Raw genomic sequence first — 13,249 nt, forward strand, 5'->3', positions numbered from 1 at the left:
AATTGATGCCTGTGCGATAGCGGCTGAAAGCTGACCCCATACCTTTGCCTTGTCCGGGGTCAGCACTACCTTCGTGGGACTTTTCCAGAAGCCGCGGCGGTGTGGATCGTAGATGACGTACTGCATGGCAAAGGTTGGCACTGTGATGAACGATGCCAATCCCCAGCTGCGCCGAACGGTTCCCGATGCATAACATAGCTTATAAAATTTCTTGGTGACGCGGGGGGGTCTATTCTGAAATGCGACAAGCCATGATTTATTGGTGTTTTCAGATCGAGGATCTCCCCCGTGACGTCGCATCTCAGGGGGCATCCGCATTCATCTGGCCACGCCCCGTCTGCGCGGATTGCTGGCGCTGACCATGGCCGCCGCGGCGGCGGCCATGGTCCTGGTCAACTCGGTCATGCTGGTGCGGGGTACGCTTGATAACCTACAGCCTCGTGTCTGGATAAGCACGAATGAGGTATGAGCATGATACATTTTGATAAGGCAGATGGGTCAGTCGCCTGATACGCCCATTGCGGCGACTGAACATCCGGCCCAACACTTTAATTCAGGCCAGAGTGGCGGGGTATCCTGCTGCGGCCAGTGCCACTTGAAGGTTGTCCGGCTTAGCCCGGCTTTCCAAAGCGATCGTTCGTAACGCCATGTCGAACTCGATCTGTGCCTCGGGGTCGATTGCATGGATGGTCTTTTGCACCGTTGCCTTGCAGTGGCCGCAGCTCATGTTGGGAATACTGAATGTCGTCATTTGTTTTTCCTTTTTGCTTTCTTACAGATCCACCCGCCGCAGGCGGAGGGCGTTGGTAATAACCGAAACGGAGGACAGGCTCATCGCCGCAGCTGCGATCATCGGTGACAGCAAAGTCCCGGTGATGGGGTAAAGCAGACCTGCCGCAATTGGCACGCCAAGCGCATTGTATGCGAAGGCGAAGAACAGGTTCTGCTTGATGTTGCGCAATGTCGCCCGCGCCAGCTTGCGTGCCCGGACGATGCCCATCAGGTCACCACCCAGAAGGGTTATCCCGGCGCTTTCCATGGCCACGTCCGCGCCCGTGCCCATGGCGATGCCGACATCGGCAGCGGCCAGTGCGGGCGCGTCGTTCACCCCGTCTCCCGCCATGGCGATCTTGTGTCCCTCGCGGCGCAACTGGTCGATCAGGTCTTTTTTGGCTTCCGGAAGGACACCTGCGCGGACTTCGTCGATGCCGAGCTTGCTCGCCACAGCCTGTGCCGTGCGCTCGTTGTCACCCGTCGCCATGATGACGCGCAGCCCCTGTGCGTGGAGTTCGCGGATCGCTTGCGCGGTACTTTCCTTGATTGGGTCGGCGACCGCCACGATGCCGGCCAGGGCACCATCGACAGCGATGAACATTGCCGTCTTGCCCTCGGCGCGCAGGGTATTGGCCTTCGCCTCGGCCGTGCCCGTGTCTAGTCCCATCTCCTGCATCATCGCCGCGTTGCCGAGCGCCACTACCCGTCCGCCAACCGTGCCGCGCACGCCTTTGCCGGTGACGGCTTCAAAATCCACTGCCTCTTGTCGCCCCGCGCCCTGCGCTTCGGCGCCTTCGACGATCGCTTGGGCCAGCGGGTGTTCCGAGCCGCGCTCGAGCGCTGCCGCCAGGGACAGCAAGTCCGCTTCGGTCCTGTCCCCCAGCACCACGGTATCCGTCAGCTTTGGCTTGCCCATGGTCAGCGTGCCGGTCTTGTCGACAATCAGGGTATCGACCCCCGCCATCCGCTCCAGCGCTTCGGCATCCTTGATCAGCACACCCGCCTGTGCGCCCCGCCCCGCCGCGGTGGTGATCGATATCGGCGTGGCCAGCCCAAGGGCGCATGGGCAGGCAATGATCAGGACTGACACGGCCGAGGCAATGGCAAAGACCAGCGAGGGCTCGGGGCCGAAAATTAGCCACACGAGGAAGGCTAAGATTGCGATACCGACCACCGTTGGCACGAACACTGCCGAGACCCGGTCGGCCATCCCCTGGATCGGGGCACGGGACCGCCGCGCGTTCGAGACCATCGCCACGATCTGCGCAAGAACCGTGTCGGCGCCGACCTTGCCCGCTTCGATCACGAGGCTGCCGTTCTTGTTGATCGTGGCCCCGGTCACTGCATCGCCTGAACTTTTCTCCACCGGCATCGACTCGCCGGTCAGCATGCTCTCGTCCAGGGATGAGCGGCCCTCGATCACTATGCCGTCCACCGGCACCGCATCGCCCGGGCGCACGCGGAGCCGGTCACCTTCCATGATGTTTTCCAAAGGCGCGTCATATTCCGAGCCATCCGGCAGGATACGCCGCGCGGTCTTTGGTGCGAGATCGAGCAGCGCTCGAATAGCATCCCCAGTGCGTTCTCGTGCCCGCAATTCCAGAACCTGACCCACGAAGACCAAAGCCACGATCACCACGGCCGCCTCGTAGTAGGTGCCGACACCATGACCCATTCGGTAGGCATCGGGAAATACGCCGGGCAGGAAAGTCGCGACGAGCGAATAGAGATAGGCCGCGCCCACGCCAAGACTGATCAACGTCCACATGTTCGGTGATCGGTTCAAAAGTGAATCCCAACCACGCCTGAAGAATGGCAAAGCGGCCCAGAGGATGATTGGCGTCGCCAGAGCGAATTCGAGATAGCTTGCGACCTGATGACCAATCCAGTCCCGCACCGGCAAAGCGACCAATTCGCCCATTGTCAGGATGATCAGCGGCACTGCGGCGGCGGCTGAAATCCACATGCGCCGTGTGAAGTCGGTCAGTTCCTCGCTTGGCTCGTCCGAGGGCAGCATCGGTTCGAGCGCCATCCCGCAGATCGGGCAGTCGCCCGGCACATCACGGACAATCTCGGGATGCATCGGACAGGTATACTGAGCGTTGGCCGGAGCCGCCTTCTTTTGTCCAGCTGCGCGGCCAGAGGCGTAGAACCAAGGATCTGCCTTGAACCTGGTCTTGCATTTCTCCGAGCAAAAATGAAACGTCTTGTCTCCAAACACCGCTCGACGTCCGTCAGGCTTGACCGCAACCGTCATCCCGCAGACCGGGTCCTTGGCCGTCTCGGTCCCCGCAGGGATGTCGGGCGTCGCGTGATGATGATCGTGATCCATGTCCTGCCAACTTTCTACTGATTTTCGTCCATCTAAGATGCCCGGCGAGTGACACCCTCATTTGAGTGCTTCAGTTAGCCTCGACGCGGCGAGTGCCTGCGGGAGCGTCGCCATTCGCCTCGATATCGGCGATGTACCGTTTCATTTCTTCGATCTCGTTGCGCTGCGCATCGATGATCGAGTCAGCAAGGTCCCGGACCCTTGGATCGGAAATATCCGCGCGCTCACTGGTCAGGATAGCGATGGAATGGTGAGGGATCATTGCCTTCATCCAGGCAAGATCCTCGACCGTCTCCTGGCTTCGCACCAGCCAGAGGGACAGAACAAATGCAAAACCGGCGCCCACGAAGATCGCAATGTTTTTCTTCCGATCGGAATACATGCCCAACATGAAGGCGAGCATGATGACCGCCATGACCGATCCCATGTAAATCGCCATCCACATGCGGGTCTGCGAAAACGCGATGTGATCAATCGAATAGGTATTGAGGTACATCAGCCCATACATGACGATGGTCGAGGTCGCGATCATCGCGAAAAAACCGGCCATATCCCATGATATGTCTCCGTTTCTATTTTAGGTTTCTCTTGAAGCCGGAACATTGAGGCTGTGCCTCATGGTCGGAATGATCCGATTTTGTATTCGGCTACAGGCTCAGTAGAATTTTTCGCCTGTAGCCGTTTGCGCTGCAAAGCGCGGCTCTCTATCGAATAGCGTGGTCAATGCCCGAGCATCGTAACCTTGATCAGCATCCAGATGGCCATGGCGATCATCATCAGGTTCTCGGTCAGCGAGACGAAGCCGAGGGGCACGTTGCTGTCACCCCCGACGCAGGCGCATTTGATCTCTCGCTTGTCGATGTAGACCGCCTTGTAGACCGACACGGCGCCGATGGTGCCGATGAACAGGGCGACCGGGATCGACAGCCACATCAGCGCGCCCGCGACCATCAGGATGCCCGCCAGGCCTTCGGCGAAGGGATAGACGTATCCGTAACGGACCCATCTCTGCGCGAGCAGATCATAGTTCAGGAACATCGTGGCAAAGCTTTCCACGTCTTTCAGCTTTTGCAGGGCCAGGAGACACATCGCGAAGGCCACGAACCATTCGGGCCGCAGCAATGGTGATCAGCTGACCGAACGCCGCCCAACTGGTTGCCAAGGCCATGGCTGCCGCCATGGCGAACAGGGCGATCACTGGCCGATAGGTCGTCGCGGTCTTGTCGCGGACGGTCTTTCCGAAGTGATGCCGAAGATCGTCATAGCCACCGATCCGCTGGCCGCCGATGAAGGTCTGCGGCGTGGTCTGGACGTCATGCCGCTCCTTGAAGGCATCGACCTCGGCACGGGTCGTCAGATGATGGTCCTCGACGCGATAGCCCTGACGATTCAGCAGATCGAGCGACTTGAGCCCGTAGGGGCACATGTGCTTTGTCATCACCATGCGGTGGAGGGTGGCAGTCCTGGACGCTGCAGGTGTCATGGGGAAACCTCAATACCTTGCGAAGACGCTGTTGCCGGAATCGCCCCAGAGAATGACCTCGAAAGGCTCGGAATGGCCGCCCATTTCCATGCCGGGCGAACCGATCGGCATGCCAGGAACGGCCAGACCACCCGCATCAGGGCGCTGATCCAGCAAATTGCGGACGGCATCAGCCGGAACATGGCCCTCGATTACATAGCCTTCGACGAGGGCCGTGTGGCAGGACCGAAGAGATTGAGGAACGGCGTGCTCATCCTTGAAGGCCTCGACGTCGTCGGTCAGGGTTTCTTCTACTGTGAAACCGCTTTGCCGCAGATGATCGATCCAGGCTCCGCAACAGCCGCAATCGGGTGATCGAACCACCGCGATTAGAGTGTCTTGGGATGTGGACACCGCCCCCAGCACCGATGTTGCGGGAATGAGGACCGCGGCGAGCGTTCCGATGAACAGGCGTCTGTCGATCACGATGTGATCCTTTCGTTGATGTTGGCGTGGGGACCGGCATGATTTGAGCGTCTGCCCGAGGCAGGGAATGCTTCCGTTTCCAGATTATGCAGGATCGGGCAGTCCGGGCGCTCGTCTCCGGCGCAGGATCGCACCAGCGTCTCCAACGTGTCGGCCATGTCCTGCAGGTGGGTAATCTTGTGGCGGAGATCCTGGATCCGGGCTTGTGCCAGTGCTTTGACATCGGCGCTACGCCGGTCGGTGTTACGCCACAGATCCAACAGGTCGGTGATTTCGCTGATCGGAAAGCCCAGATCCCGCGACCGTGCAATGAACCGAAGCATGTGAACGTCTGCATCGGCGTAGTTTCGATACCCCGAGGCTGTGCGCGCAGCTAGGGGGATCAACCCGGTCTGCTCGTAGTAGCGGATCATCTTGGCCGATACACCCGAGAGGGCAGAGGCGTCTCCGATGTTCATGGGCTGGGCTCCGTTCGTTGTGCGGAACAGATATGGGGCTTCCCATCATGGGAAGGTCAAGGGCCGCCAGTGTTCTTTATGAGTGTCTTCCGGTTGAGAACCGCGCGGCGTCATGCCGCGCGGTTCAAGGCAGGCTCAGTTGGCGTTTTCAGCAAGCCACGTGGTCATCTGCTCCATCTCACCGACCTGGGCATCGATGATCTCTTGCGCGAGGGTGCGCATCTCATCGTCCTCGCCATGTTCGAGAAGCACCTCGGCCATGTCGATGGCACCCTGGTGATGGGCAAGCATGCCGCAAGCAAAGGCCACGTCGGCATCCTCGTTCATCATGCCGTCGTGCATGGCTGGCATCGTTACCATCATGCGACGCATGTTTTCCTGAACATGTTCCGGCATGGTTGCCAAATCCACGCCGCCCATACCCATCATGGCGCCCATGCCGTCAGACTGCGCATCGCCGCCCATCTGTGACCCGTCCATGCTTTCAGCGGGCATATCACTGGCGGGTGCAGCCATGGCGCACTGCTCAGGCATCTGGAATTCAGCGTCCTGAGCAAAGACGGGCGCAGTAAGGCTGGTCGCAGCAATCGCTGCGGCAATAAGGATCTTAACAGAACTCATCTCAGTCCTCCGTAAATTTGAGACATATGACGATGCTAAGCCTGTTCCTCAGAAAACTGAAACGTGCATGACGACATCATCGGGTTTTAGCCCTGCTCTTCTCAGTTCCTTGTTCGACATGATACGCCCTGCCGGAACCGGTATCGTGTTTGTGGGGCGAGCCAGTCTTGACGAAGGCTCTGGTCTCTCCGGCGTGTTATCCACGGAAACTGATATTCCGCCCCCAGCATTTGGATTTGATCCTCTTGTGCTATGGTTTGCTTCCTCAGCATAACCGACGCTTGCAGTGATACTGGCAGCCGCCAGTACGGACATGAACAACGTTCTCATTCTATAACCTCCAGCGCTTTCTGATTTATTCCAGAATTTCTGTAATGGTCAGCTTGCCGTTCACACGGTCAGCGGCGAAGCGGATGGCGGCACCCTCGCTGAGGCCATCGAGCATCTCAGGCTCCGCGACCTGGAAAACCATCTTCATGGCCGGCATATCCAGGTTCTTCAGCTCCTCATGATCGACGGTCACCTTGCTCCACTGGGTGTCGATCTTGGTGACCGTCCCGTTGGTGATGTGGGTGTCCGCAAAGGCGCCTCCAGCAGAAAGGATCAGCGCAGCGGCAGTCAGTTGGATCAGTTTCATGGTCAGGTCCTCGCGGTTCAGGATTCGGTGACGTTCAGGGGGCCGTGCATGCCGGACTCGTAATGACCCGGTATCAGGCAAGCGAATTCAAACTCTCCAGATTTTCCGAATGTCCAAAGGATCTCTCCGGTCTCACCAGGTTGCAGGCGGACAGCGTTCGGGTCGTCGTGTTCCATCTCCGGAAACTTCGCCATAACTTCCTTGTGCTCGGCATTGGTTTTGGCTGTGTCCATGACGAATTCATGCTCCAGCTCGCCATTATTGGTGATCACCAGACGGACGGTTTCACCTGGTGCGAAAGAGAGTTCCGAGGGCTCAAAGATCATCGTGCCCTCATCGGTTTCTCGCATCGAGATTTCGACAGATTCCATATCCGCGGCCCCTTCGGTAGCCGGGGCGCCCATCGCATATTCATCATGACCTCCCTCATGCGTGCCCTCTGCAAGTGCGAGGGCCGGGAAGAGAGTGACGAGAGTAGCCAGCATCAATGATTTCATTGTATTTTCCTTTATGGTGCTCGATAGGGTCAGATCAGCCCAACCGCTTGCCGCCGCGCGGCGTCAAAATGGTCGCGGGGCTGTAGTTGCTGGCATGCTCGGGCAACTCGCCCGTCCACTCCCATGCCTGCGTACCGGGAGGGTTCTCAAACCAACCCGGATCGGAATAGTCGTCAGGGGCGATGCCTTCGCGCACCTTCACGACAGAGAACATGCCGCCCATCTCGATCGGACCATGCGGACCCCAACCGGTCATCATCGGGATCGTGTTCTCGGGGATCTCCATGGACATCTCGCCCATATCCGCCATGCCGGCCGTGCCCATCGGCATGTAGCCGGGTTGGTGACGGCGGACCATGTCGGTGACACGGGACTTGTCGGCGCCGATGATCGTGGGCAACTCGTGCCCCATGGCGTTCATGGTGTGGTGCGACTTGTGGCAGTGGATCGCCCAGTCACCCAGATGCTCGGCGTTGAACTCGTAAGCCCGCATCGCGCCCACAGGGATGTCGATGCTGACCTCCGGCCAGCGCGCCTCCGGCCGCACCCAACCGCCATCGGTGCAGGTCACTTCGAAATCATAGCCGTGCATGTGGACGGGGTGGTTGGTCATGGTCAGGTTGCCGACCCGGACGCGGACCCGGTCGCCCCGGTTGACCACCAGGGGATCGATGTCCGGGAAGATGCGGCTGTTGAACGTCCAGAGATTGAAGTTGGTCATCTCGGCGACGCGTGGGATATAGGTGCCGGGGTCGATGTCATAGGCTGCCAGGAGGAAGGCGAAGTCCCGATCCACCGGCATGAAAGCTGGGTCGCGCGGATGCACGATGAACAACCCCATCATACCCATGGCCATCTGGACCATCTCGTCGGCATGGGGGTGGTACATGAAGGTCCCGGACTTCACGAGATCGAACTCGTAGACGAAGGTCTTGCCCGACGGGATGCCGGGATGGCTGAGGCCGGACACGCCGTCCATCCCGGAAGGCAGAATCATGCCATGCCAGTGAACCGAGGTATGCTCGGGGAGCCGGTTGGTCACATAGATCCGGACCCGCTCGCCCTCGATCGCCTCGATCGTGGGGCCGGTGGACTGGCCATTATAGCCCCACAAGCGCGCCACCATTCCATCCGCCATGATCCGCTCGACCGGCTCGGCGACAAGGTGGAACTCCTTGACGTTGCCGTTCATCCGATAGGGCAGCGACCAGCCATTCAGGGTGACGACCGGGTTGTACTCCAACCCGGTCGTGGGTCGCGGCGGCACCTGCGTATAGGGGCTGTCCGTACTGGCGGCTTCGGGCAGATCGCGAAAGCTGGTCTGCGCCTGACCCATGTTGACGGTCAAGGCTGCGGCCCCTGCCCCGATGCCCGCACCCATCAGTTGTCTGCGATTCATCATTCGTCCTCTCCATTGTCACTTGCGCCACCCCAGATCGCGGCGGTGGCATCCGCCTCGGCGAGCCAATAGTCGCGCTTCGCCTCGGCAGCGCTTAGCTGCGAGTCCAACCCTTCACGGGCATCGTTCAGAAGCTCGAAGGTAGAGGTCAGCATGCCGTTGTAGCTGAGCAGCGCCTGCTCATCGATTTCCCGGCGGAGCGGCAGGACCTGATCGCGCCAATGCAGGGCGATCTGATGCTTGCCCGTGACCGCCGTGTAGGCGGACCGTGCCTCGGACCTGGCATTGATTGCCGATTGCGCCAGCGTATTGGCCGAGCGCTGGTATTCCAGCTTGCCGCGCCGTGAAATCAGGCCGCTGGTGTCGTAAACCGGAATGCTGAACGCGACGTCGACGATAGGCGAGCGTTCGTTCTCTCCGTCTTCCCGCTCGATTTCCGCTCCGGCCGCAACCTCCGCGTCCGACAGCATCCGGGTCTGGCCGTTCAGCTTGTAGCGCGCGGCCACAGCCTCCAACTCCAAGCGGCCCGCAGCCAGATCGACGCGGTTTTCCAGTGCCATCCGCTCGATATTGGACCGGTTCGGTGCGCTGCCGGGAAGTGCCGGCAGGCTGTCGGGAACATAGAACTCTGTCCCTGTGCCCCACAGGCCCAGCAGGCGAACCAGTTTTTCCTTGGCTATCTGTGCTTCCAGCCTTGCCTCGGCCCGTTCGGCTGCCAGCTCAGCATTGAACACGTGCTCCCGTGCCTGATCGGCACGGCTCAGCGCGCCTGTTTCGCCAAGCTGAGTAGCCAATTCGGATGCCGCATCGGCCGCGCCTTGGGCGCGCCCGACAAGCCCGGCGGCCTCGAACGCACCCACTGCCTCGATCCAGGTCCGGCGGGTCTCATGGGCCAGCGCCAGGGTCTCGCCCGCGGCGGCCAGTTGAGCTTGCCGGAATTCCAGATCGGCTGCCCGCGTGCGGGATTTTTTCGTGACCGCATCCAGGATAGACGATGCCACGGTGCCCTCCACGGACCGGGTGACATCACCGCTGACCAGCCCGGACACGGAGATGCCGACGCTCGGCACCGGTCCGAGGGCCGTCTCCCACAGGTCTGCCGCAGACATGCCCAAGTCGGCATAACTGGCCTGCAGGCCGGGGTTGTTCAGAAGCGCCACCTGTACGGCCTGTTCGGCACTGATCGTCTTGCCCTGAACGATGGCGCGCACGCGTTGCGCATGGGCCTGCCGTTCAGCCGGGGTCTGAAGCCAGGCTGCCTCTGCCCCCGTCGCCTGCCGGGAGATCCCGGCAACGGTCTCGAACCCCGCCCGCTCGCCGCGGGCCTTGCTCATGGTCGCCGTATCCGCGCATGCCGTCAGCAGCAGCATTGCGCCCATCGATAGTCCCAATGCCGTCTTCATTCGACACCCGGGCCTTGGGCATTGTTCAGATCGGTCCAGTTTCCCGGCTCCTGAACGCTGCGGCTTCGATAGGTGACGGCGGGACCAGCCTGCAGGGTCGAGACCGGCGACGCGGTATCCGCGACAGCCACGAGCCCGGATGACGTATCCAGAGGCGCCAGCGGGGCGCAAGCCGCCGCAACGAGCGGCATCGCAGCCGCAAACAGAAGTTTCATGTGATGAATCCGCTTTTAGATCAGAAGGATGGTCGCCGCGGCCTGTTCAGGCGTCGGCTTGCAACGTTCGGATCAGGCCCGCGGAGGGCGGCGCAGTCCTTCGGAGACGGTCAGTTCCACCAGCGGGGCCGTGCGGATGGCATCAATCGTCTGGCTGATCAAAAAGGCCTGGGCCATATCACTGGAACTCAGAAATGCCGTAACCGGGCAGGCATGGGCCTTGCAATGCGAGCCATGTCCTTCGGAAGACGTGTCTTCGTTATGAACATGATCTTCGACGACGACAGTGTTCTGGAATGAGTGATCTGAACTGTCACCTGTGAGGTGCTTGGTATGATCGTCCCACCCACCGGCGGACGCGGCCGTCAACATCATGTCGCATTTTAGATCCATCGACGCGTTTCCAGCGGATGCAGTGACGCCCATCGAGACCAAGGTCACGATGAAGATCATAGCAAGCTGGCGCAGGACGTGGATCATAGGTGTTGTCTAATAGGGTCAAAGTTAGACATCAATGAATTTCCAGCGCCTTGCGCAGGAATGTTACCACCTCGGCCATCTGTTGCCGTTGCTCGAACGTGATCATTCAGAGCCCTATGCATAGAGCATCACCGGGACACCCGGCTGCAGCATTGCGTAGACGTCTTCGATCTCTTGATCCGTCAATGCTAGACAGCCCGCAGTCCAATCGCGATTTCGTGGTGCGAGTGCGTTTCCTTCCGGACCCCGCCCGTGGAACATGATGTCGCTCCCTGCACTACGACCAAACTGTGCGGCGTAAGCCTTGTCCTGTTCGTTGGGGTAGGAAATGCCGACAGACAGGTGATACCTGCTGCGCGGGTTGAAGCGGTCGATGAAATACAGCCCCTCGGGCGTCTTTCCGTCGCCTTCGAACTGCTTGGGACCGACCGGCTGGTTGCCCAGCCCAAAATCATAGGATCGCAAGACTGTATGGCCGTTCAGCAGGTGCATCCGGCGTTGGCCCTTGTAGACAGCCACCTGTGTTACCGGCGGGCCGGAGTATCGCTTGAATTGCGGTGCAGGGGCCGAGCTGGGCCCTGACGATCCGCATGCAGCAAGGGATGCGAGCATAGCCAGCGACGCATGTCGACGATTAAAGGTCATCATAGAGAGAGCTCCTTGGAGATCATACTTTAGGCCGGCGCAGCGGCCTATCGGTTGAATGTTGTGTGGCTTCCATCCTTGAGCACGAGCAGGACATCATAAGCCTCACGGTGGCTTTCCGGGCCCATTCCGGGGCTGCCATAGGGCATGCCCGGAACGGCCAGGCCAAGGGCGTCAGGGCGCTCTTGAAGCAGTTTGCGGATATCGGTGGCTGGAACATGTCCTTCCACAAAATAGCCCTCGGCCAAGCCGGTGTGGCAAGACGTGAGGTCGATGGGCACGCCGAGGTCGATCTTGTGCTGCATGAGAAGCGTGCCGAAACGCTCCTCCCTCGTGACCTGAAAGCCGGCATTCTGAAGGTGCTTTGTCCATTGCCTACAGCATTCGCACCCCCTGCCCTCCACGACATGAATGGCGGTGGAAACGAGAGGCAGCTGCCCAAATGCAGGCAGCGCGGTTGCGGCGGCGGCGGCACACAACACGAAGCGACGCGTGATAAGGTTCAACGGCGATCCCCCCAGAAAAGGCGCCCAGGAGCCGCCGACTGGCTTGTGGATTTTGCTGCGATCATTCTTCCGGTCCCTCACGGTCGGAGACCTCGGCCTGATACTCGTATTGACGCTTGGGCCATGTGCTTTTGATGTAGGCCAGGGTGGCGCGGATTTCCGCATCCGTCAGAATGCCCTCGAAGGCCGGCATGTCGCTTTCATAGCCAGGCACGACACCACTGACCCCCAGCTTTGTCAGCGCGAACAGCTGACTGTCGGAGTGGTGCCATGTATGCCCTGTTTCGTCGTGGGGCGGTGCCGGCATCCGCCCGTTCTCCAGCGTACGTTTCCAGTCGGGCTGTCCTTCCAGATCCGGGCCGTGGCATGACGCGCAATTTTGCGCGTATAGTTCTTTTCCTTGTTCTATTTCTTGGGCGGTTACTGGAACGCCCAGAAAAGCAGCTTCCGCCCTTTCGGACCGATTGGCTTGCGCGAAAGCCGCCACGGCCGCCACACCGGCAAATGACAGGCCAGCGAGCATCAAGACCCGCAATTTCATGCCGGTCCCCGCAGGTACTTGAGAAGGGCAGCGATGCCCAGGACCAGGAGGGCCAGGGCGAGAAGCGCAAAGAGTCCGCAGCTCAGCATCATCATGCCCGTCATGGGGCTATTCATCATTGTCATGCCGTTTTCCTCCGAAGGGGGTGGTCACGCCATTCTTCGCAAGCCGCATTGACGGCAGAAATCTCAGGGAAAAACTGAGTGGGTAAAGCTGCATGCAAACTTTGCTGCATAGGGCACCTGACTATCTGGATTTGAAACGGGACTGCCGATCTAAAGGGATTCAGCAGTCCTGGCAGCGAGCGAGCTCAAGGGGGCAAAACCTTGTGCGCACGCGTCGCGTGCCACAGCGGCAGTCAAATCAGATGAAGGGGCGTGGGGGGCTTCGTAACGGCAGCCAATTCAGGTCATTGAACATGACATCGGCAACCTGCCGCTTCGGGAGGCGCCGAGCGTGTCTGAGATCAGAGGTCTGGAATTCAGGAACCGGGACGAAGCCCCCGCCGCACAGATCAGATTGCAGCCCGCCGTTCCAATTTCACCCCTGTCGCTGCAATCCAGGCATTCGGACATGCCGAAATGTGCCATTGCCGTCATGCCGTCATCTGGCAATGACGCGGCAGTCGCCGGCGCGGGCATCATCGATCCAACCGCGAATACGGTGAAGGCGACAAGAAACAGGGCCCGCAGATAGGTCTTCATGACTATCGAGTTAGCGGCATGCTGCAAAAAAATCCACGACAAGATGATCGCGTTGCCGTGACCGGAACAGGATGGATCTGACCGGGACA

17 protein-coding genes and 2 pseudogenes are annotated in these 13,249 nt (G+C 60.1%); 1 reads left to right on the plus strand and 18 read right to left on the minus strand.

Annotated features, from left to right (window positions below; all coding sequences use genetic code 11):
- Nucleotides 1–295 precede the first annotated feature (295 nt).
- Nucleotides 296–424, plus strand: a pseudogene (locus tag F1642_RS16135) (MFS transporter); the annotation flags it as partial.
- Between the two features lie 129 nt (nt 425–553).
- Here F1642_RS16135 and F1642_RS13870 read toward each other — a convergent pair.
- The 18 genes and pseudogenes from F1642_RS13870 to F1642_RS13950 form a co-directional block, all read right to left on the minus strand.
- Nucleotides 554–751, minus strand: coding sequence for a heavy-metal-associated domain-containing protein (locus F1642_RS13870; RefSeq protein ID WP_194886495.1), 198 nt, complete (start codon nt 749–751; stop codon nt 554–556).
- 21 nt (nt 752–772) lie between these two features.
- Nucleotides 773–3,106, minus strand: a complete 2,334-nt coding sequence (locus F1642_RS13875) for a heavy metal translocating P-type ATPase (protein WP_194886496.1) — start codon at nt 3,104–3,106, stop codon at nt 773–775.
- A gap of 70 nt (nt 3,107–3,176) precedes the next feature.
- Nucleotides 3,177–3,656, minus strand: a complete 480-nt coding sequence (locus tag F1642_RS13880; RefSeq protein ID WP_194886497.1) for a DUF305 domain-containing protein — start codon at nt 3,654–3,656, stop codon at nt 3,177–3,179.
- A gap of 170 nt (nt 3,657–3,826) precedes the next feature.
- Nucleotides 3,827–4,589, minus strand: a pseudogene (locus F1642_RS13885) (MauE/DoxX family redox-associated membrane protein).
- A gap of 9 nt (nt 4,590–4,598) precedes the next feature.
- Nucleotides 4,599–5,054 carry a DUF411 domain-containing protein gene (locus F1642_RS13890; RefSeq protein ID WP_231558913.1) on the minus strand — a complete coding sequence of 152 codons (456 nt, stop codon included), beginning with the start codon at nt 5,052–5,054 and terminating at the stop codon, nt 4,599–4,601.
- A complete protein-coding gene (cueR, locus tag F1642_RS13895) occupies nt 5,051–5,512 on the minus strand; it encodes a Cu(I)-responsive transcriptional regulator (protein ID WP_042246686.1) in 462 nt (153 codons plus the stop codon). The genes F1642_RS13890 and cueR overlap by 4 nt, the downstream gene beginning before the upstream one ends.
- Before the next feature lie 135 nt (nt 5,513–5,647).
- The gene (locus tag F1642_RS13900) at nt 5,648–6,133 is read right to left on the minus strand and encodes a DUF305 domain-containing protein (protein WP_042246683.1); all 486 of its coding nucleotides are present in this window, start codon (nt 6,131–6,133) and stop codon (nt 5,648–5,650) included.
- 355 nt (nt 6,134–6,488) lie between these two features.
- A complete protein-coding gene (locus tag F1642_RS13905; protein WP_206692779.1) occupies nt 6,489–6,770 on the minus strand; it encodes a copper-binding protein in 282 nt (93 codons plus the stop codon).
- 17 nt (nt 6,771–6,787) lie between these two features.
- Complete coding sequence (locus tag F1642_RS13910; RefSeq protein ID WP_042246678.1) at nt 6,788–7,267, minus strand: plastocyanin/azurin family copper-binding protein; 480 nt, start codon at nt 7,265–7,267, stop codon at nt 6,788–6,790.
- A gap of 34 nt (nt 7,268–7,301) precedes the next feature.
- Nucleotides 7,302–8,669 (minus strand): multicopper oxidase family protein, encoded by a 1,368-nt coding sequence (locus F1642_RS13915; RefSeq protein ID WP_042246675.1) that lies wholly within the window; start codon nt 8,667–8,669, stop codon nt 7,302–7,304.
- Nucleotides 8,666–10,069 carry a TolC family protein gene (locus tag F1642_RS13920; RefSeq protein WP_042246671.1) on the minus strand — a complete coding sequence of 468 codons (1,404 nt, stop codon included), beginning with the start codon at nt 10,067–10,069 and terminating at the stop codon, nt 8,666–8,668. Before F1642_RS13920 ends, F1642_RS13915 begins: the two co-directional genes overlap by 4 nt.
- Nucleotides 10,066–10,284 carry a hypothetical protein gene (locus F1642_RS13925; protein ID WP_042246668.1) on the minus strand — a complete coding sequence of 73 codons (219 nt, stop codon included), beginning with the start codon at nt 10,282–10,284 and terminating at the stop codon, nt 10,066–10,068. Before F1642_RS13925 ends, F1642_RS13920 begins: the two co-directional genes overlap by 4 nt.
- A 72-nt stretch (nt 10,285–10,356) precedes the next feature.
- On the minus strand, nt 10,357–10,764 hold the full coding sequence (locus F1642_RS13930; RefSeq protein ID WP_194886498.1) for a hypothetical protein: 408 nt from the start codon (nt 10,762–10,764) through the stop codon (nt 10,357–10,359).
- A 114-nt stretch (nt 10,765–10,878) separates the two neighbouring features.
- Nucleotides 10,879–11,412 (minus strand): murein L,D-transpeptidase family protein, encoded by a 534-nt coding sequence (locus F1642_RS13935; RefSeq protein WP_370582881.1) that lies wholly within the window; start codon nt 11,410–11,412, stop codon nt 10,879–10,881.
- 44 nt (nt 11,413–11,456) lie between these two features.
- Nucleotides 11,457–11,915 (minus strand): DUF411 domain-containing protein, encoded by a 459-nt coding sequence (locus F1642_RS16065; RefSeq protein ID WP_370582882.1) that lies wholly within the window; start codon nt 11,913–11,915, stop codon nt 11,457–11,459.
- Between the two features lie 61 nt (nt 11,916–11,976).
- Nucleotides 11,977–12,456 (minus strand): cytochrome c, encoded by a 480-nt coding sequence (locus F1642_RS13945; RefSeq protein WP_042246660.1) that lies wholly within the window; start codon nt 12,454–12,456, stop codon nt 11,977–11,979.
- Nucleotides 12,453–12,581 carry a hypothetical protein gene (locus tag F1642_RS16070; RefSeq protein ID WP_255351382.1) on the minus strand — a complete coding sequence of 43 codons (129 nt, stop codon included), beginning with the start codon at nt 12,579–12,581 and terminating at the stop codon, nt 12,453–12,455. The genes F1642_RS13945 and F1642_RS16070 overlap by 4 nt, the downstream gene beginning before the upstream one ends.
- A gap of 279 nt (nt 12,582–12,860) precedes the next feature.
- Nucleotides 12,861–13,160 (minus strand): hypothetical protein, encoded by a 300-nt coding sequence (locus tag F1642_RS13950; protein WP_194886500.1) that lies wholly within the window; start codon nt 13,158–13,160, stop codon nt 12,861–12,863.
- Nucleotides 13,161–13,249 lie beyond the last annotated feature (89 nt).

The organism is Paracoccus sp. NBH48 (genome assembly GCF_015390265.1).
In the GTDB taxonomy this organism is placed as follows: Bacteria; Pseudomonadota; Alphaproteobacteria; order Rhodobacterales; family Rhodobacteraceae; genus Paracoccus; species Paracoccus marcusii.